General features: G+C 53.5%; 20 protein-coding genes and 5 tRNA genes. 6 read left to right on the top strand and 19 right to left on the bottom strand.

The genetic code is table 11. The features are described 5' to 3' along the window. Nucleotides 1-6: 6 nt before the first annotated feature. From galT to gpmA, 4 genes are all read left to right on the top strand, one after another. Nucleotides 7-1053, top strand: coding sequence for a galactose-1-phosphate uridylyltransferase (galT, locus tag KI228_RS07495; RefSeq protein ID WP_061070362.1), 1047 nt, complete (start codon nucleotides 7-9; stop codon nucleotides 1051-1053). Between the two features lie 2 nt (nucleotides 1054-1055). Then, nucleotides 1056-2204 (top strand): galactokinase, encoded by a 1149-nt coding sequence (gene galK / locus KI228_RS07490; protein WP_054176162.1) that lies wholly within the window; start codon nucleotides 1056-1058, stop codon nucleotides 2202-2204. Then, nucleotides 2198-3238 (top strand): galactose-1-epimerase, encoded by a 1041-nt coding sequence (gene galM / locus KI228_RS07485; protein ID WP_061070363.1) that lies wholly within the window; start codon nucleotides 2198-2200, stop codon nucleotides 3236-3238. The genes galK and galM overlap by 7 nt, the downstream gene beginning before the upstream one ends. A 231-nt stretch (nucleotides 3239-3469) precedes the next feature. Continuing rightward, nucleotides 3470-4222: a 2,3-diphosphoglycerate-dependent phosphoglycerate mutase gene (gene gpmA, locus KI228_RS07480; RefSeq protein WP_043001332.1), complete on the top strand. Its 753-nt coding sequence runs from the start codon at nucleotides 3470-3472 to the stop codon at nucleotides 4220-4222. Between the two features lie 56 nt (nucleotides 4223-4278). Here the strand turns inward: gpmA and aroG are convergent, their stop codons facing one another. Next, nucleotides 4279-5331, bottom strand: coding sequence for a 3-deoxy-7-phosphoheptulonate synthase AroG (gene aroG, locus KI228_RS07475; protein ID WP_043001333.1), 1053 nt, complete (start codon nucleotides 5329-5331; stop codon nucleotides 4279-4281). A gap of 316 nt (nucleotides 5332-5647) precedes the next feature. On the opposite strand from aroG, the gene KI228_RS07470 reads away from it, so the two are divergent. Further along, nucleotides 5648-6022, top strand: coding sequence for a YbgS-like family protein (locus KI228_RS07470; RefSeq protein WP_043001334.1), 375 nt, complete (start codon nucleotides 5648-5650; stop codon nucleotides 6020-6022). Nucleotides 6023-6145: 123 nt separating this feature from the next. After that, the gene (zitB, locus tag KI228_RS07465) at nucleotides 6146-7087 is read left to right on the top strand and encodes a CDF family zinc transporter ZitB (RefSeq protein ID WP_061070364.1); all 942 of its coding nucleotides are present in this window, start codon (nucleotides 6146-6148) and stop codon (nucleotides 7085-7087) included. Here the strand turns inward: zitB and pnuC are convergent. The 18 genes from pnuC to cydA form a co-directional block, all read right to left on the bottom strand. Further along, on the bottom strand, nucleotides 7084-7803 hold the full coding sequence (gene pnuC, locus KI228_RS07460) for a nicotinamide riboside transporter PnuC (RefSeq protein WP_044327779.1): 720 nt from the start codon (nucleotides 7801-7803) through the stop codon (nucleotides 7084-7086). The genes zitB and pnuC overlap by 4 nt on opposite strands. 25 nt (nucleotides 7804-7828) lie before the next feature. Further along, nucleotides 7829-8872: a quinolinate synthase NadA gene (nadA, locus tag KI228_RS07455; protein ID WP_061070365.1), complete on the bottom strand. Its 1044-nt coding sequence runs from the start codon at nucleotides 8870-8872 to the stop codon at nucleotides 7829-7831. Nucleotides 8873-9271: 399 nt separating this feature from the next. Next, a tRNA-Lys gene (locus KI228_RS07450) sits at nucleotides 9272-9347 on the bottom strand. Nucleotides 9348-9478: 131 nt separating this feature from the next. Then, a tRNA-Lys gene (locus KI228_RS07445) sits at nucleotides 9479-9554 on the bottom strand. Between the two features lie 158 nt (nucleotides 9555-9712). Beyond that, nucleotides 9713-9788 (bottom strand) — tRNA-Lys (locus tag KI228_RS07440). Between the two features lie 3 nt (nucleotides 9789-9791). Continuing rightward, nucleotides 9792-9867, bottom strand: a tRNA-Val gene (locus KI228_RS07435). A 136-nt stretch (nucleotides 9868-10003) separates the two neighbouring features. Continuing rightward, a tRNA-Lys gene (locus tag KI228_RS07430) sits at nucleotides 10004-10079 on the bottom strand. Between the two features lie 164 nt (nucleotides 10080-10243). Continuing rightward, nucleotides 10244-11038, bottom strand: coding sequence for a cell division protein CpoB (gene cpoB, locus KI228_RS07425; protein ID WP_043001338.1), 795 nt, complete (start codon nucleotides 11036-11038; stop codon nucleotides 10244-10246). A gap of 9 nt (nucleotides 11039-11047) precedes the next feature. Beyond that, nucleotides 11048-11566, bottom strand: a complete 519-nt coding sequence (pal, locus tag KI228_RS07420; RefSeq protein ID WP_006685431.1) for a peptidoglycan-associated lipoprotein Pal — start codon at nucleotides 11564-11566, stop codon at nucleotides 11048-11050. 34 nt (nucleotides 11567-11600) lie between these two features. Further along, on the bottom strand, nucleotides 11601-12893 hold the full coding sequence (gene tolB / locus KI228_RS07415) for a Tol-Pal system beta propeller repeat protein TolB (RefSeq protein WP_043001339.1): 1293 nt from the start codon (nucleotides 12891-12893) through the stop codon (nucleotides 11601-11603). A 131-nt stretch (nucleotides 12894-13024) separates the two neighbouring features. Beyond that, nucleotides 13025-14266, bottom strand: a complete 1242-nt coding sequence (gene tolA, locus KI228_RS07410) for a cell envelope integrity protein TolA (protein WP_043001340.1) — start codon at nucleotides 14264-14266, stop codon at nucleotides 13025-13027. Between the two features lie 62 nt (nucleotides 14267-14328). Further along, nucleotides 14329-14757, bottom strand: coding sequence for a colicin uptake protein TolR (tolR, locus tag KI228_RS07405; protein ID WP_044266307.1), 429 nt, complete (start codon nucleotides 14755-14757; stop codon nucleotides 14329-14331). A gap of 3 nt (nucleotides 14758-14760) precedes the next feature. Next, nucleotides 14761-15453, bottom strand: coding sequence for a Tol-Pal system protein TolQ (gene tolQ, locus KI228_RS07400; protein ID WP_080343208.1), 693 nt, complete (start codon nucleotides 15451-15453; stop codon nucleotides 14761-14763). Beyond that, nucleotides 15450-15854, bottom strand: coding sequence for a tol-pal system-associated acyl-CoA thioesterase (gene ybgC / locus KI228_RS07395; protein WP_043001341.1), 405 nt, complete (start codon nucleotides 15852-15854; stop codon nucleotides 15450-15452). The genes tolQ and ybgC overlap by 4 nt, the downstream gene beginning before the upstream one ends. Before the next feature lie 316 nt (nucleotides 15855-16170). After that, nucleotides 16171-16464, bottom strand: coding sequence for a cyd operon protein YbgE (ybgE, locus tag KI228_RS07390; protein WP_061070367.1), 294 nt, complete (start codon nucleotides 16462-16464; stop codon nucleotides 16171-16173). Further along, entirely contained in the window at nucleotides 16464-16577 is a 114-nt protein-coding gene (gene cydX / locus KI228_RS07385) for a cytochrome bd-I oxidase subunit CydX (RefSeq protein ID WP_042320599.1), read from the bottom strand. The genes ybgE and cydX overlap by 1 nt, the downstream gene beginning before the upstream one ends. A gap of 14 nt (nucleotides 16578-16591) precedes the next feature. Then, the gene (gene cydB, locus KI228_RS07380) at nucleotides 16592-17731 is read right to left on the bottom strand and encodes a cytochrome d ubiquinol oxidase subunit II (protein WP_043001342.1); all 1140 of its coding nucleotides are present in this window, start codon (nucleotides 17729-17731) and stop codon (nucleotides 16592-16594) included. A gap of 15 nt (nucleotides 17732-17746) precedes the next feature. Next, nucleotides 17747-19315, bottom strand: a complete 1569-nt coding sequence (gene cydA, locus KI228_RS07375) for a cytochrome ubiquinol oxidase subunit I (protein WP_043001343.1) — start codon at nucleotides 19313-19315, stop codon at nucleotides 17747-17749. Nucleotides 19316-19323: the final 8 nt, after the last annotated feature.

The raw sequence follows: 19323 nt of genomic DNA, 5'->3' as shown, positions 1-19323 counted from the left end.
AATATCATGAATCAATTCAACCCCGTCGATCATCCGCATCGTCGTTTTAATCCGCTCACCGGACAGTGGATTCTGGTGTCGCCGCATCGTGCTAAGCGCCCCTGGCAAGGGGCGCAAGAAACACCCTCTAATGACGTACTGCCAGCACACGATCCGGACTGTTTCCTGTGCGCGGGCAATACCCGCGTCACCGGTGATAAAAATCCGGATTACAGTGGGACGTTTGTGTTCACTAACGACTTTGCCGCGCTGATGACGGATACGCCTGACGCGCCGGACAGTCACGACCCGCTGATACGCTGCCAGAGCGCACGCGGCACCAGTCGCGTTATTTGCTTTTCACCGGATCACAGTAAAACCCTGCCGGAGCTTAGCATTCCTGCCCTGACCGAAATAGTGAAAACCTGGCAAGAGCAAACCGCTGATCTTGGGAAACGTTATCCCTGGGTACAGGTCTTTGAAAACAAAGGCACGGCGATGGGCTGCTCGAATCCCCACCCCCACGGCCAGATTTGGGCCAACAGTTTCCTGCCAAACGAAGCTGAACGCGAAGATCGCCTGCAAAGAACTTATTTTGCTGAGCAGGGGTCGCCGATGCTGGTTGACTATGTGCAGCGTGAACTGGCTGACGGCAGCCGTACGGTAGTAGAAACCGATCACTGGCTGGCTGTCGTCCCTTACTGGGCAGCCTGGCCCTTCGAAACGCTATTACTGCCGAAAGCGCATGTGCTGCGCATTACTGATTTGACCGACGAACAGCGCGCAGACCTTGCGCTGGCGTTGAAAAAACTGACCAGTCGTTACGACAACCTGTTCCAGTGCTCTTTCCCCTATTCAATGGGCTGGCACGGCGCGCCGTTTAACGGTGCAGAGAACGAACACTGGCAGCTACACGCGCACTTTTATCCGCCGCTGCTACGCTCCGCGACCGTCCGCAAATTTATGGTCGGTTACGAAATGCTGGCCGAAACCCAGCGCGATCTCACAGCAGAACAAGCGGCAGAGCGTCTGCGCGCGGTCAGCGACATCCATTTTCGCGAATCCGGAGTATAAAAATGAGTCTGAAAGAGAAAACACAATCTCTGTTTGCTGAAAAATTCGGCTACCCTGCAACCCACACTATTCAGGCGCCAGGCCGCGTCAATCTCATCGGCGAACACACCGATTATAACGACGGTTTTGTGTTGCCCTGCGCCATTGATTATCAAACCGTGATCAGTTGCGCTGCCCGCAACGACCGCCAGATCCGTGTCATTGCGGCCGATTACGATAATCAGACTGACGAGTTTTCTCTTGATGCTCCTATCGTCACCCATGACAGCCAGCAGTGGGCAAACTACGTACGCGGCGTGGTGAAGCACCTGCTCAAGCGCGACAGCAGCTTTGGTGGCGCAGACCTGGTGATCAGCGGTAATGTCCCACAGGGCGCGGGTCTGAGCTCTTCCGCTTCGCTGGAAGTGGCCGTCGGTACCGTGTTCCAGCAGCTTTACCATCTGCCACTGGACGGCGCGCAGATTGCGCTCAACGGTCAGGAAGCGGAAAACCAGTTTGTCGGCTGTAACTGTGGGATTATGGATCAGCTCATCTCCGCGCTGGGCAAGAAAGATCATGCCCTGCTGATCGACTGCCGCACGCTGGGCACCAAAGCGGTCTCAATGCCAGAAGGCGTAGCGATCGTCATCATCAACAGCAACTTTAAGCGCACGCTGGTCGGTAGCGAGTACAACACTCGCCGTCAGCAGTGCGAAACAGGCGCGCGTTTCTTCCAGCAACCGGCATTGCGTGATGTCAGTCTCGATACCTTTAACGCCGTGGCGAATGAACTGGACCCACTGGTTGCCAAACGCGTCCGTCACGTGTTAACTGAGAATGCACGTACTGTTGAAGCCGCCAGCGCGCTGGAAAAAGGCGATCTGCAACGCATGGGGCAACTGATGGCGGAATCGCACGCCTCAATGCGTGATGATTTTGAAATCACCGTGCCGCAGATTGATACGCTGGTTGACATTGTCAAAGCCACAATCGGGGAGAAAGGCGGTGTACGCATGACCGGCGGTGGATTTGGCGGTTGTGTTGTGGCGCTGATCCCGGAAGCGCTGGTCCCTGCCGTCCAGCAAGCCGTGGCTGCACAGTACGAAGCTAAAACCGGTATCAAAGAAACATTCTATGTGTGCAAACCATCACAAGGAGCAGGACAGTGCTGAATGAAACACCCGCACTGGCACCCGATGGTCAGCCGTACCGCCTGCTAACCCTGCGCAATGACGCAGGGATGGTGGTTACGCTGATGGACTGGGGTGCTACGTTACTCTCGGCCCGTATTCCCCTTTCCGACGGCAGCGTGCGTGAAGCGTTACTGGGCTGCGCCAGTCCGGAGCATTATCAGGATCAGTCGGCGTTTCTGGGTGCCTCGATTGGCCGTTACGCCAACCGGATTGCCGACAGCCGTTACACGTTTAGCGGTGAGACGGTCAGTCTGCTGCCAAGCCAGGGCGTCAATCAGCTACATGGCGGGCCAAACGGATTTGATAAACGCCGCTGGCAGATAGTCAATCAGAACGAACGTCAGGTACTGTTCGCCCTCAGCTCCGACGATGGCGATCAGGGTTTTCCGGGCAATTTGTGCGCCACGGCGCAATATCGTCTGACCGATGATAACCGCATCTCGATTACCTATCGCGCGACGGTGGATAAGCCGTGTCCGGTCAATCTGACTAACCACGTTTACTTCAACCTCGATGGCGATCAAACCGACGTGCGCAACCATAAGCTGCAACTTCTGGCGGATGAATATCTGCCGGTGGATGAAGGCGGGATCCCACGGGACGGCCTGAAACCGGTCGCCGGAACCTCATTTGATTTCCGCACCGCGAAGGTGATCGCCAGCGAATTTCTTGCCGATGACGACCAGCGCAAAGTGAAGGGCTACGATCACGCCTTCCTGTTGCAGGCAAAAGGCGACAGTAAAAAACCGGTTGCCCTGCTCACTTCGCAAGACGGGAAGTTGCAGATGGAGGTCTACACCTCGGCCCCGGCGCTACAGTTTTACTCCGGTAATTTTCTCGGTGGCACCTCTTCACGCGGACCGAACGCCTACGATGATTATCAGGGCCTGGCGCTGGAGAGCGAATTCCTGCCAGACAGCCCGAACCATCCGGAATGGCCGCAGCCAGACTGCGTTCTGCGCCCCGGAGAGGAGTACGCCAGCCTGACGGAATATCGTTTTATTCCTTCCTGATGGTGCGGCACAGCCAGTGTAAAATGCCCGATAGCACCTGCGTATCGGGCTTAAGATATCGCATCTTGCTCAAATCCCCATCACTCAAAGACAAAATCGCAACTTAGAGTTCACAAGAACCTTACACTGCTGCAGTATTTTCGCTATGGTTATGCGTAAGCATTGCCGCTGCCCCGTCACGGCAATATAATGAGAATTATTATCATTCGATAAAGCTTGAGGAGTGAGAGTATGGCTGTAACTAAGCTGGTTCTGGTACGCCACGGCGAAAGCCAGTGGAACAATGAAAACCGCTTCACCGGTTGGTATGACGTTGACCTGTCCGAGAAAGGCGTGGGTGAAGCGAAAGCAGCAGGCAAACTGCTGAAGGCTGAAGGCTATAGCTTCGATTTTGCTTATACCTCTGTGCTGAAACGTGCCATCCACACGCTGTGGAACGTCCTGGATGAACTGGATCAGGCCTGGCTGCCGGTTGAGAAATCCTGGAAACTGAACGAACGTCACTACGGTGCGTTGCAAGGTCTGAACAAAGCAGAAACCGCTGAGAAATACGGTGACGAACAGGTTAAACAGTGGCGTCGTGGTTTCGCGGTGACCCCGCCGGAGCTGACCAAAGATGACGAGCGCTATCCGGGCCACGATCCGCGCTATGCCAAACTGACGGAAAAAGAATTGCCGCTGACCGAGAGCCTGGCGCTGACCATCGATCGCGTGATCCCTTACTGGAATGAAACCATTCTGCCGCGCATGAAGAGCGGCGAGCGCGTGATCATCGCTGCGCACGGCAACTCTCTGCGCGCGCTGGTGAAATACCTCGACAACCTGAGCGAAGACGAAATCCTCGAACTGAACATCCCGACCGGCGTGCCGCTGGTGTATGAGTTCGACGAAAACTACCAGCCAATCAAACGTTACTATCTGGGTAATGCCGACGAGATCGCGGCGAAAGCGGCTGCCGTCGCCAACCAGGGTAAAGCGAAGTAATTTACCTTACGACGTAAAAAAGCCGACTCAATGAGTCGGCTTTCTATTCGCAAGACTTAACCGCGACGCGCTTTTACCGCATCCGCAAGTTGGCGCAGGATGGTGTCGGTATCTTCCCAGTTAATGCAGGCATCGGTAATGCTTTTGCCGTACACCAGCGGCTCACCGCTGTCCGGGTTCTGATTGCCTTCTACCAGATGACTTTCAATCATCACGCCCATTATCGCAGTCTCACCGTTAGCAATCTGCTGGCAGACATCAGCCCCAACTTCCATCTGCTTTTTAAACTGCTTACAGGAGTTGGCATGGCTGAAATCAATCATGATTTGCGCAGGCAGACCCGCTTTCGCCAGACCCTCTTTCACCGCCGCGACATGTGCAGCGCTGTAGTTCGGCTCTTTGCCGCCGCGCAGAATGATATGGCAATCGCCGTTACCGCTGGTATTCACAATGGCAGAGTGACCCCATTTGGTGACAGACAGGAAGCAGTGCGGTGCACCAGCGGCGTTGATGGCGTCAATCGCCACTTTAATGGTGCCATCAGTACCGTTCTTGAAGCCGACCGGACAAGAAAGACCCGACGCCAGCTCACGGTGAACCTGAGATTCGGTAGTACGCGCGCCAATCGCGCCCCAGCTCATCATGTCCGCCAGGTATTGCGGGGTGATCATATCGAGGAATTCACCTGCCGTCGGCAGGCCGCTGTCGTTAATATCCAGCAGCAGCTTACGCGCAATGCGCAAACCGTCATTGATCTGGAAGCTGTTATCCATGTGCGGATCGTTAATCAGCCCTTTCCAGCCAACGGTCGTACGCGGTTTTTCAAAGTAGACACGCATGACGATTTCCAGCTCGCCTTTCAGCGCTTCGCGCAGCGCCAGCAGACGACCTGCGTACTCTTTCGCCGCCACAGGATCATGAATAGAGCACGGCCCAATCACCACCAGCAGGCGATCGTCATTCCCCTTCAAAATTTTGTGAATGGCTTTACGCGCATGGGCAACCGTGTTGGCGGCATTTTCTGTAGCGGGGAATTTTTCCAGCAGTGCGACAGGGGGTAATAACTCGTTGATCTCTTTAATACGTAAATCGTCGTTCTGATAATTCATGATTATTCCAGCGTTGCCATACTTATCTAAATGAATGCAATCCCTCCAATCTATATCCTCAGCCAAAAAGTGTAAACGGGCTTTTACACTTCGGACGGAATAATCCTGGAATTCAGCTAAAAAACGCCACAAAGTAGCGAAAAACGAGATCTAACCTACAATTTTTAACTGTAACCACTCTGTTTATGAATCTTTTCAAGATTCTCTGCTGAGCCTTTGCGCTCGTTTGAGATCGTTAACCATTGCCTGACCCTTGACTGGCATATGCACTGTTGGAAGACGTTATCCGACATCTCAACCATAACAGGAGCATCTGATGAAAATGACAAAATTAGCTTCACTTTTCCTGACCGCTACGCTCAGCCTTGCCAGCGGCGCAGCGCTGGCAGCCGAAACCAGCGCCCAGACCAATAATGGCCAGGCGAACGCCGCCGCCGACGCAGGCCAGGTCGCTCCGGATGCAAAAGAAAACGTGGCGCCAAATAATGTCGATAACGACAACATCAACTCAGGTGGCACAATGCTGCATCCGAATGGTTCATCGATGAACCATGAGGGGATGACCAAAGATGAGGTGCACAAAAACACCATGTGTAAGGACGGGCGCTGCCCGGATGTGAATAAAAAAGTGGAAACCGGAAATGGCATTAACAACGACGTTGATACTAAAACCGATGGCACCACTCAGTAACACTGATCAGTAACACTGAAATGGCTAATAACGGGAGAGCTCAGGCTCTCCTTTTTTAATTTATTAATCCAGAAACGGTATGATGTCATACAGTTAAGAAAAGAATACCCAAGGGATGACATTATGGCGCACTCACACTCACATTCGGCCCCTCATCTGCCCGAGGATGGCAACGCCCGCCGTCTGATGCTCGCGTTTTGCATCACGGCAGGCTTTATGTTGCTGGAGGTAGTGGGCGGGATTTTATCCGGTTCACTGGCGTTGCTCGCCGACGCAGGGCATATGCTGACCGATGCCGCCGCACTGTTGTTTGCGCTATTGGCCGTTCAGTTCGCCCGCCGACCGCCGACTATCCGCCACACCTTTGGCTGGCTGAGACTGACGACGCTGGCCGCTTTCGTCAATGCGATTGCGTTAGTCGTGATTACGATTTTAATCGTCTGGGAGGCGATTGAGCGCTTCTACACGCCGCGTCCGGTGGCGGGCGGCATGATGATGGTCATCGCCATCGCCGGATTGCTGGCAAACATCCTTGCCTTCTGGATCCTCCACCGCGGCAGCGAAGAGAAAAACCTGAACGTACGCGCCGCGGCGTTGCATGTGATGGGGGATTTATTGGGTTCTGTGGGGGCCATCATCGCGGCGGTGATTATTATCTGGACCGGCTGGACGCCTGCCGACCCTATTCTGTCAATACTGGTTTCACTGCTGGTCCTGCGCAGTGCGTGGCGCTTATTGAAAGATAGCGTGAATGAGTTGCTGGAAGGTGCCCCGGTTTCGCTGGATATCGCTGCGCTGCAGCGCCACCTCAGCAGGGAGCTTCCTGAAGTGCGAAACGTCCATCACGTACACGTGTGGATGGTGGGGGAAAAACCGGTCATGACCCTGCATGTACAGGTGATCCCGCCACATGATCATGACGGGCTGCTGGCGCGCATCCAGCATTTTCTGATTCATCATTACCAGATTGCACACGCCACCATTCAGATGGAATATCAGCCCTGTCACGGGCCGGACTGCGATCTCAATCAGAAAGTGTCCGGCCATTCACATCATCACCACTAATGGGACAGCGCGTGTGAGCCTCGTTCGCGCGCGCTGTTAATCCACATCCGGCTACCGTTAAGCGCGATGAAGGTCAGGATCAGGTACTCCAGCGACATCGCATAGACCCCCTGCAGGGCAAAGATCACCACGCTAATCACATTGATTACCACCCAGAGCAGCCAGTTCTCAACGTATTTGCGAGTCATCAGGATCATCGCCACGATCGACAATACCATCATGCAGGAATCCCAGAACGGGAAGGCATCGGGCTGTAAATTCGGTACGGCAACCTGCAGGCCCAGCATCTGCATGATCGATACCGCAATACGGGTCAGAAAAGCAAAGACCGGGTCGATATAGATTGTCATCAAACCGATCGCCACCACACAAACCGCCAGCCAGCCCAACGCCTTCGGCAGAGGCAGCCAGCGAATCTTGAGCTCCGCCTCATTCTGCGTGGTCTGCCGCGACCACGCATACCAGCCGTAAATGTTGGCGGCGAAAAAGAAAAGCTGCAACAGCAGGCTGGCGTAGAGCTGGATCTGGAAAAAGATGATCGCAAACAGCGTGACGTTAATCAGGCCAAAAACGTAGTTGCTGATCTTCTCCATACTGGCGAGACCAATACACAACAACCCCGCGATAGTGCCTATCGCTTCGATCCACGACAGATCGTACCCCCCAGCACCAATGGGTATATGTACCAGAATGTTCTGCGTGCTAAAAAAGTCCATCTTTTCCCCCGGAGCGTGTGATTATCTACGCACGTAGTGTAGCCGCAAATTCCAGCATACGGTTTAACGGCACTAATGCGCCTTCTCGCAGCGCTTCGTCAACCTGTATCTCATGAGTCTGCCCACCCTGCTCCAGCCCCTCAGCGATGGCTTTAAGGCCGTTCATCGCCATCCATGGACAGTGCGCGCAGCTGCGGCAGGTGGCGCCTTCTCCGGCTGTGGGCGCTTCCAGCAACTCTTTGTCCGGTACCGCCTGCTGCATTTTGTAGAAAATACCCCGATCGGTAGCAACAATAAGTTGCTGATGTGGCAGCGTTTTAGCTGCATTAATGAGCTGGCTGGTGGAACCGACAGCATCAGCCATATCCACTATCGCCTGCGGTGATTCCGGGTGAACCAGGATCGCGGCGTCCGGGTATAAACCTTTCATGCGACTCAGCGCCTGCGTTTTGAACTCGTCATGGACAATGCACGCCCCTTGCCAGCAAAGGACATCCGCCCCTGTCTGTTTTTGAACATATTTTCCGAGATGGCGATCCGGTGCCCAGATGATTTTTTCACCCAAACTATCCAGATGCTCAATCAGTTCAACCGCGATACTGGACGTCACCACCCAGTCGGCGCGAGCCTTAACCGCCGCGGAGGTATTGGCATAAACCACGACGGTGCGATCCGGATGGGCATCGCAGAACGCGCTGAATGCGTCGATCGGACAGCCAAGATCCAGCGAACATTCCGCCTCGAGGGTCGGCATTAAAATAGTTTTTTCCGGGCTGAGAATTTTAGCCGTCTCCCCCATAAAGCGAACGCCTGCAACGAGCAGCGTCGAGGCGGGATGATTGGCGCCAAAGCGGGCCATCTCCAGTGAGTCAGAAATACAGCCGCCGGTCTCTTCGGCCAGTTGCTGGATTTCGGGGTCGGTGTAATAGTGCGCAACCATCACCGCATCACGCTCTTTCAGCAGACGCTTGATTTTTTCGCGGTAGAACGCTTTTTCATCGGCACTCAGCGGTACCGGCTTCGGGGGAAACGGATAGATTGCGGTTTCAGGATCAAACATCACGCTCATCATGCTTTCTCGTTTTGCTAGCTTAACGAATTAACCGACTTAAGGCGTGATGCATGCCATGATCGGTCATATTTGTTTTATATGCTAAACAAGATAGCGGATTGAGCGGCAAAAGTCACAACAATTGCGCTTGATAACGCCGGATGGCGACTAACGTCTTATCCGGACAGGAAGGGCGTAGCCATTGACCCGATCAATCATTGTCGGCCTGGTAAACGAAGCGTCATCAGGCGCTACGCAGGTTCGAATCGTTACATTCTGCGCATAGCAAAAAGGCGCCTTTAGGGCGCCTTTTTACACTGGTGGGTCGTGCAGGATGACTCGGCTTCGCCTCGCCCTTCGGGCCGTTGCTGAAGCAACGTTATCCTCCACGTTTAACATCTGATGTTGATGTTAAATTGGTGGGTCGTGCAGGATTCGAACCTGCGACCAATTGATTAAAAGTCAACTGCTCTACCAACTGAGCTAACGACCCCTTACGGGACTTTCTTAATTAATCATTCAGGATGGTGGGTCGTGCAGGATGACTCGGCTTCGCCTCGCCCTTCGGGCCGTTGCTAAAGCAACGTTATCCTTCACGTTCTCTACCAGTAACCACCTTAATATTGGTGGGTCGTGCAGGATTCGAACCTGCGACCAATTGATTAAAAGTCAACTGCTCTACCAACTGAGCTAACGACCCATTCGGGTGTTACCTGAAAGATTTTTTACTCGTCACCAATTTAATATTCAATGTTAAATTGGTGGGTCGTGCAGGATGACTCGGCTTCGCCTCGCCCTTCGGGCCGTTGCTGAAGCAACGTTATCCTTCACGTTTAACATCTGAGTTTGATGTTAAATTGGTGGGTCGTGCAGGATTCGAACCTGCGACCAATTGATTAAAAGTCAACTGCTCTACCAACTGAGCTAACGACCCGAGTGGTGGGTGATGACGGGATCGAACCGCCGACCCCCTCCTTGTAAGGGAGGTGCTCTCCCAGCTGAGCTAATCACCCGATACTACGCTGGATATTACTGACTACCTTTGTTCGTGGCGGGTCGTGCAGGATGACTCGGCTTCGCCTCGTCCTACGGGCCGTTGCTTTCGCAACGTTATCCTACACATTCTACTATCGCGTCCACCAGAACGATTGGTGGGTCGTGCAGGATTCGAACCTGCGACCAATTGATTAAAAGTCAACTGCTCTACCAACTGAGCTAACGACCCACTTTTGCGCTGCTTTTGGTTTGTTTGATATCCCTTGGCAACGGCGGCATATATTACTGATTTAAGATTTGAGCGCAACAAAAATTTCGATGTAGATCACTCAACTGCTTAGGAATCGCACGACACGACCAGAAATAATTCGATTTCTGGTCGCATGCTGTGCATTACATCGCGCCAAGACGTTTCTGCGCTTGTTTTGCGCCTTCGGTGCCTGGGTATTTGCTGATAACCTGTTGATAAACCGCTTTTGCTTTCGCAGTGTCACCTTTGTCCTGCATGATCACTCCGACTTTATACATCGCGTCAGCAGCCTTTGGTGACTTCGGGTAGTTTTTCACCACCGAAGCAAAATAAAACGCGGCATCATCTTTTTTACCCTTGTTGTAATTCAACTGACCGAGCCAGTAGTTGGCGTTCGGCTGATAAGTCGAATCAGGGTACTTTTTGATGAAGTTCTGGAATGCCACAATTGCATCATCCTGGCGGGATTTATCCTGCACCAGGGCAATTGCCGCATTGTAATCGGTATTCGCGTCACCGCTTTGTACTGGCGCACCCGACGTCGCAGCACCTGCGTCAGGCGCAGACGTCGCTGCCCCCGCAGTTGATCCGCTCTGATCGCCGCTTGTCGACTGCGCGGAAGCGCCACCGCTGCTCAGACTGTCCATCTGTAACAGGATCTGCTTCTGACGCTCAACTACCTGATTCAGTTGATACTGACTTTCCTGAATTTGACCACGCAGGGAGTCTATATCGGCCTGATTATCAGAGAGTTGCTGCTGGAGTTGGGTTAAAAGCTGGCTGTGAGCGTTAGAAATACGCTCGAGTTGAGTGACACGGTCTTCGACCGAGCCTGAGCCGACACTACTGATTGGCGCCTGAGCAAAAGCGGCCCAGGGGGCCGCTATGCCAACCAGTAACGACAGACTCAACAGATGATGTCTGAAGTTACTGCTCATGCAATTCTCTTAGTAAACCAGTACGGCACGACGGTTTTTGGAGTAAGCCGCTTCGTCGTGACCCAGTACTGCAGGTTTTTCTTTACCGTAAGAAACGATGGAGATCTGGTCAGCAGAAACGCCTTTACCCTGCAGGTACATCTTAACAGCGTTCGCACGACGTTCACCCAGGGAGATGTTGTACTCAGGAGTACCACGTTCATCCGCGTGACCTTCTACGGTGACTTTGTAAGACGGGTTGCTACGCAGGAAGTTAGCGTGCGCATCCAGCATTGCAGCGAAGTCAGAACGGATATCGTACTTGTCCAGATCGAAGTAAACGATGTTGTTCTGCTGCAGCTGTTGCATCTGCAGACGAGCCTGCTCTTCAGAGGACATGTTGCCGCTGCCGTTTGCATCCATACCAGTGCCGGCACCCAGCATGCCTTCGCTGCCGTCATTGCTGGCGTTCTTGTTAGAAGAACATGCCGCAATAGCCATAACAGGCAGAGCGATCATCAGCCCTTTCAGCACTTTGTTCAGTTGCATTTCAATGATTCCTTTATTAATCAATTATTTATTATCACAGATACGGCGACCAGGCAGGGAATTTAACCTGTCCATCAGTTGCCGGAAGACGCGCTTTGAAACGCCCATCTGTAGAAACCAAATTCAGCACGGATCCCATCCCCTGAGAAGAGCTGTAGATTACCATAGTGCCGTTAGGTGCCAGACTTGGCGTTTCGTCCAGGAACGTTGACGACAGAACTTGTACGCCACCCGCTACCAGATCTTGTTTGGCAATGTGCTGCTGACCATTGGCCGAGCTTACCATTACCATAAATTTGCCGTCGCTGCTGACATCAGCATCCTGGTTTTGTGAACCTTCCCAGGTAATACGCTGCGGAGCACCGCCGTTAACGTTAACTTTATACACTTGCGGACGACCCGCCTGATCCGATGTAAAGGCCAGGTTCTGGCTGTCCGGGAACCAGGTCGGCTCCGTATTGTTGCTGCGGCCATCGGTCACCTGACGGATCTGGCCAGAACCAATATCCATCACATACAGGTTCAGGCTCCCGGTTTTTGACAGGGCAAACGCCAGTTTGCTGCCATCCGGAGAGAACGCAGGCGCACCGTTGTGACGCGGGAATGACGCAACCTGACGGACCGCGCCGTTAGACAACGTCTGAATAACCAGCGCAGAACGACCGCTTTCGAAGGTGACATACGCCAGTTTAGAACCGTCCGGAGACCAGGCCGGAGACATCAACGGCTGCGGTGAACGGTGAACCACAAACTGGTTGTAGCCATCGTAGTCAGACACGCGCAGTTCATACGGGAACTGACCGCCGTTAGTCTGAACAACATACGCGATACGGGTACGGAATGCGCCTTTAATACCGGTCAGTTTCTCAAACACTTCGTCACTGGCAGTATGGCCGGCATAACGCAGCCACTGCTTGTTCACTTTGTAAGAGTTCTGAGCCAGTACAGTACCCGGCGCACCGCCGGTGTCAACCAGCTGGTAAGCAACATTGTAGGAACCGTCCGGATTCGGAGTCACCTGACCGACCACGACCGCGTCAATCCCCAGCGCAGACCATGCAGCAGGTTGAACGTCCTGCGCAGTCCCCGGCTGTTGTGGCAAACGAGACCGATCTAACGGATTAAATTTACCGCTGTTGCGCAGGTCAGCGCCAACAATGCCACCGATATCTTCAGGTGCAGCACCCGGCCCAGCCCACTGGAATGGCACAACCCCAATCGGGCGCGCCGAGTCCACCCCCTGGGTTATCTCAATACGTACTTCTGCGTGCAGCACCGCTGCCCACAGCATCAGAAAACCAAATGCTACTCGTAATGCCTGCTTCATCATATCTCCCTTATCCAGGCGATCAGCCCACGATAATTTAGCAGAATGTTAACAAACTCAAATACACAAAACTACCAGAACCCAGCGACTACCGCAGATTGTTTTCCCCGTCATAACGGGGAAAGTTTAGCTTACGGTTTAAAGTCCAGAGGTGCGTTTTTAAACACTTCATATACCGCCTGGCTCGGTGGTTTTGGAATCTTCGCTTGTCGGGCTGCAGCAAGCGCTGCCTGACAAAGCGCGGGATCGCCACCTTCAGACTGAATGTCGAGCAGCATACCGTCAGAAGCCAGTTTTATCCGAAGCGTACAGGTTTTACCTGCATAAGACGATGCGTCGTAGAACTTGCTTTCAATGGCAGATTTAATCTGCCCGGCATAGTTGCTGATATCCGCGCCTGATGCGCCATTATTTTTAGTATTACCACTCCCCGCAGGAGAAGCGTTGTTCCCTTTTGCCCCACCGCCGGTTTTCGGCGCATTCTTACCGGAGCTAAGATCGCCAAGCAGATCGTCAACGCCAGATGCTGCAGCCGCTTTTTCAGCAGCGGCCTTTTTGGCCGCAGCGGCTTTCTCGGCTGCTGCTTTCTTATCGGCAGCGGCTTTCTCAGCTGCAGCTTTTTTATCAGCGGCGGCCTTTTCTGCGGCGGCTTTTTTCTCAGCAGCGGCTTTCTCGGCGGCTTTTTTCTCAGCAGCGGCTTTCTCGGCGGCGGCGGCGGCTTTGGCTGCAGCCGCTTTTTCCGCGGCGGCTTGCTTAGCGGCTTCGGCCTCGGCTTTCTTCTTCGCATCGGCAGCCGCTTTAGCCGCTTCTGCTTCCGCTTTCTTCTTCGCGTCAGCAGCGGCTTTTGCCGCCTCTGCTTCGGCTTTCTTCTGTGCATCCGCCGCGGCTTTTTTCGCGGCTTCTGCGGCTTCTTTCACCTGCGCATCAGCTTTCGCTTTGGCATCCGCCGCGGCTTTCTTCGCCGCTTCTTCAGCCTGTTTCTGCTGTTCCTGCGCTTTCTTCGCGTCGGCTTCAGCCTGCTTCTGCTGTTCCTGAGCCGCTAAACGTTCTTTCTCGATCTGCTTAAGCCGTTCCTGTTCGGCAGCCTGCTTCTCACGAAGCTCTTCCGCCTGCTGCTGCTCCAGTTTTTCACGTTGCTCTTTGGCACGCTGCGCACTTGACTGTTGCTGCTGCTGACGTTCGTACTGCTGAACCACGGCGCCAGGATCAACCATCACGGCATCGATGGAAGAACCACCGCCGCCGCCGGCTGAAGCCTCAATATGCTCATCGAACGAACTCCAGATCAGGACTGCAAATAGGATGACATGCAGCACCGCTGAAATAATTATCGCCCGTTTGAGCTTGTCGTTTTGTTCGGTTGCCTTTGACACTCTCGGTTCCCAAAAACTGTTCGCCTGTTACACGTTCTCTTTAAAACCAGAGACGCAAATGATCAGATAGGCTGCGTCATTAAGCCAACCGACTTCACACCTGCACTGTGCAACAAGTTCAGCGCTTTAATTATTTCATCGTAAGGCACATCTTTCGCGCCCCCGATCAAGAAGACCGTTTTCGGATTGGACTCCAGGCGACTTTTCGCCTCGGCGATCACCTGTTCCGGCGGTAGTTGTTCCATACGATCTTTCTCAACCACCACGCTGTACTGCCCTACTCCGGAAACCTCAATAATGACCGGCGGATTATCGTTACTGCTAACGGCCTGCGACTCGGTCGCATCCGGCAGATCGACTTCCACGCTCTGCGTAATGATCGGCGCTGTCGCCATAAAGATCAGCAGCAGCACCAACAGCACGTCGAGCAACGGTACGATGTTGATTTCGGACTTCAGGTCGCGACGACCTCGTCCACGCGATCTGGCCATGGCTTACCCCTTGTTGCTTTCGCTAACGGTAAACGCCTGACGGTGCAGAATCGCGGTGAACTCTTCCATAAAGTTGTCGTAATTCAGTTCCAGCTTGTTAACACGCTGATTCAGACGGTTGTAGGCCATGACCGCCGGGATTGCCGCAAACAGACCAATTGCCGTAGCAATCAATGCTTCCGCGATACCCGGTGCAACCATCTGCAACGTCGCCTGTTTTACCGCCCCGAGCGCAATAAACGCATGCATGATCCCCCACACGGTACCGAACAGACCGATATACGGGCTGATGGAACCCACGGTGCCGAGGAACGGAATATGCGTTTCCAGCGTTTCAAGTTCACGGTTCATCGAGATCCGCATCGCACGAGATGCCCCTTCCACCACTGCTTCCGGCGCATGGCTGTTTGCCCGATGCAATCGTGCAAACTCTTTGAACCCGCTATAAAAGATTTGTTCCGAACCCGCCAGATTATCACGGCGTCCCTGACTCTCCTGATACAGGCGAGACAGTTCAATTCCGGACCAGAATTTGTCTTCGAACGCTTCGGCTTCACGCGCGGCGGCGTTAAGAATACGGGTCCGCTGGATAATGATGGCCCAGGATGCGATTGAAAAACCAATCAAAATCAACATGATAAGTTTAACCAGAAGGCTTGCCTTCAGGAACAAATCAAGGATATTCATGTCAGTCACTGCTTAAACTCCGCGACAATAGACTTGGGAAGCGCACGAGGCTTCATTTTGAGTGGATCAACGCAAACAATCAGAACCTCAGCCTCATTGAGCACGGTGTTCTCTGCGTTGACAATGCGTTGCGTGAAAACCAAAGAGGTGCCACGCATTGACGTAATTTCTGTTTGGATTTCGAGCATATCGTCGAGTCGCGCAGGCGCGTAGTATTCTAGCGTCATTTTACGCACCACGAAGGCAACTCGCTCAGCCAACAGCACCTGCTGACTGAAGTGATGATGACGCAGCATCTCTGTGCGTGCTCGTTCATAAAAAGCGACGTAACTGGCGTGATAAACCACACCACCGGCGTCGGTGTCTTCATAGTAAACACGTACCGGCCATCGAAATATATACTTATTCATTCCTGCTGCCTTTTTGTTGGCTTCGTCCACTCACACCGTCACTTACGCCTGTAAGCTCCTGGTGATTCGCGTACTTACCGCCGCGATGCTTCAAGAATGCTGTTGTATATAGCGTTGTATTCACTTTACATCCCGGTAATGCAATTAGGTTGTTGACTGCCATTGTTTACGGATGGCAGGACACAGCCTCACGTTAGTGCTTTTAAACGTTGCTACTATACGCGCGCGATTGAGGCTTGGGAATGGGGGGAAGTTAAGGGAGAGTAAAAATATATGGGCTTATGCAAGCCCATAGATCATTCAGGATGTTTCTTATTCAAAAGAAGAAGAATATCAGACCGACAATAAGCACGATATCGGCGAGTAGCGGAGAGAAAATCCCCTGCCAGTGCATGGCGCGAGGACGAAAGCCCACGCCATGAATGATGCCCGCACAGACCGCCCACATCAGCAGCAGACCGTGCCAGATTTCCAGCCCGCTGGTTTTAGCCGCGAAGCGGGAGGGATCCCAAAACATACATCCTGCTAACACTAGCGCCATCACCAAAGAAAGCGCCCGTAACGGGCGCTTGTCCATCGCGTTATATTGCATCGCGATCAGGGTGGTCATCAGTGTTCTTCTTGACCGTCTTTGCTTGCCTCGACGTGCTCAAGGGCCAGCGCAGTGATGATCCCAAATGCACAGGCAAGAAGCGTTCCCAGAATCCAGGCGAAATACCACATAGTTTGCTCCTTACTTAGTACAGAGAGTGGGTATTGTTTTCAATATGCTCTTTGGTGATGCGACCGAACATTTTCCAGTAACACCAGCTGGTGTAGATGAGAATGATCGGAACAAACACCACAGCAACCCAGGTCATCAGATTCAGCGTCAACTGACTGGACGTCGCATCCCACATGGTCAGGCTCGCGTTCATCATGGTGCTTGAAGGCATCACGAACGGGAACATGGCGATACCGGCAGTCAGGATGATGCAGGCCAGCGTCAGAGAAGAGAACAGGAATGCCCATGCCCCTTTCTCCATGCGGGACGTCAGAATCGTCAGCAACGGCAGCGCCACACCCAGTGCCGGAACCAGCCACAGGATCGGTGCATTGTTGAAGTTGACCATCCAGGCACCCGCTTCACGTGCCACTTCTTTGGTCAGCGGGTTAGACGCTGCATGATGATCAATCGCAGAGGTCACCACGTAGCCATCAATACCGTACATCACCCAGACACCCGCCAGTGCGAAGCAGACCAGAGTGACCAGCGCCGCAATCTGCGATGTCGCACGTGCACGCAGGTGCAGTTCACCCACGGTACGCATTTGCAGATAGGTGGCGCCCTGAGTAATGATCATCCCTACGCTCACCACGCCCGCCAGCAGACCAAACGGATTCAGCAACTGGAAGAAATTACCGGTGTAGAACAGACGCAGATACTCGTCGATATGGAACGGTACGCCCTGCAACAGGTTGCCGAATGCCACGCCGATCACCAGCGGCGGCACGAAGCTCCCCACGAAGATGCCCCAGTCCCACATGTTGCGCCAGCGGGTGTCTTCAATCTTGGAGCGGTAATCAAAACCGACCGGACGGAAGAACAAGGATGCCAGCACGAGGATCATCGCCACATAGAAACCGGAAAACGCCGCGGCGTAGACCATCGGCCAGGCTGCAAACAACGCGCCACCCGCGGTGATCAGCCACACCTGGTTACCGTCCCAGTGCGGGGCGATGGAGTTAATCATAATTCGACGCTCGGTGTCGTTACGACCGAGGAAACGGGTGAGCATGCCCACCCCCATGTCGAAGCCATCGGTGACCGCAAAACCAATCAGCAGAATGCCAACCAGCAGCCACCAGATAAAACGTAGTACTTCATAATCGATCATTTGACGACTCCTGTCTTAGCGTGCCGGCTGAGAAGCCACGGTGGACTGCTCATAGTGGTAGCGACCCGTTTTCAGGCTGCTTGGGCCAAGGCGTGCGAACTTGAACATCAGGAACAGTTCAGCCACCAGGAACAGGGTATACAGGCCACAAATCAGGATCATGGAGAACAGCAGGTCACCGACGGTCAGCGACGAGTTCGCCACTGCGGTTGGCAACACCTCACCGATCGCCCACGGCTGACGGCCATATTCGGCAACAAACCAGCCGGCTTCTACTGCAATCCACGGCAGTGGAATACCGTACAGCGCGGCGCGCAGCAGCCATTTCTTCTCACCGATGCGGTTACGAATCACGCTCCAGAAGGAGAGCGCAATGATCGCCAGCAGCAGGAAGCCACAGGCCACCATGATACGGAAGGCAAAATACAGCGGCGCAACGCGAGGAATAGAATCTTTCGTCGCCTGCTGAATCTGCGCTTCAGTCGCATCAGAGACGTTCGGGGTATAGCGTTTCAGCAGCAGGCCGTAACCCAGGTCTTTTTTCATCACGTTGAACTGATCGCGAACCGCCTGGTCGGTCGAACCGGCACGCAGTTGCTCCAGCAGTTCATACGCTTTCATCCCGTTACGGATACGCTCTTCATGCTGCACCATCAGGTCTTTCAGACCGATAACTGGCGTGTCGACAGAACGTGTCGCAATGATGCCCAGCGCATACGGGATCTGAATCGCCAGTTTGTTTTCCTGCGAATCCTGATCCGGAATACCAAACAGGGTAAAGGCAGCTGGAGCGGGCTGAGTCTCCCACTCTGCTTCAATGGCCGCGAGTTTGGTTTTCTGCACGTCACCCATTTCGTAACCGGATTCATCACCCAGAACGATAACAGACAACACAGCAGCCATACCGAAACTGGCAGCGATAGCAAAAGAGCGTTTTGCGAAAGCGATGTCGCGACCTTTCAGCAGGTAATAAGCACTGATACCGAGGATGAACATCGCACCGGTCACGTAGCCAGACGCCACGGTGTGCACAAATTTCACCTGGGCTACCGGGTTAAGGACCAGTTCAGAGAAGCTCACCATCTCCATACGCATGGTTTCGAAGTTGAAATCCGATGCGATAGGGTTCTGCATCCAGCCGTTTGCGACCAGGATCCACAGAGCGGACAGGTTAGAACCTAATGCGACCAGCCAGGTTACCGCCATGTGCTGAACTTTACCCAGACGATCCCAGCCGAAGAAGAACAGACCTACAAAGGTGGATTCGAGGAAGAAGGCCATCAGACCTTCGATCGCCAGCGGCGCACCGAAGATATCCCCAACGTAGTGGGAATAGTAAGACCAGTTTGTCCCGAACTGGAACTCCATGGTCAACCCGGTTGCGACACCCAGGGCGAAGTTGATACCAAACAACTTGCCCCAGAACTTAGTCATATCTTTATAAATCTGTTTGCCGGAAAGGACGTAAACCGTTTCCATAATGGCCAGCAGGAACGCCATACCGAGCGTCAGTGGCACAAAGAGGAAGTGGTACATCGCGGTCAAGGCAAACTGTAAGCGCGACAGTTCGACTATATCTAACATCATGACTC

Origin of the sequence: Citrobacter amalonaticus, from assembly GCF_018323885.1 — a bacterium.
Classification (GTDB): Bacteria; Pseudomonadota; Gammaproteobacteria; order Enterobacterales; family Enterobacteriaceae; genus Citrobacter_A; species Citrobacter_A amalonaticus.
This window is presented reverse-complemented; position numbering and strand designations above follow the sequence as displayed.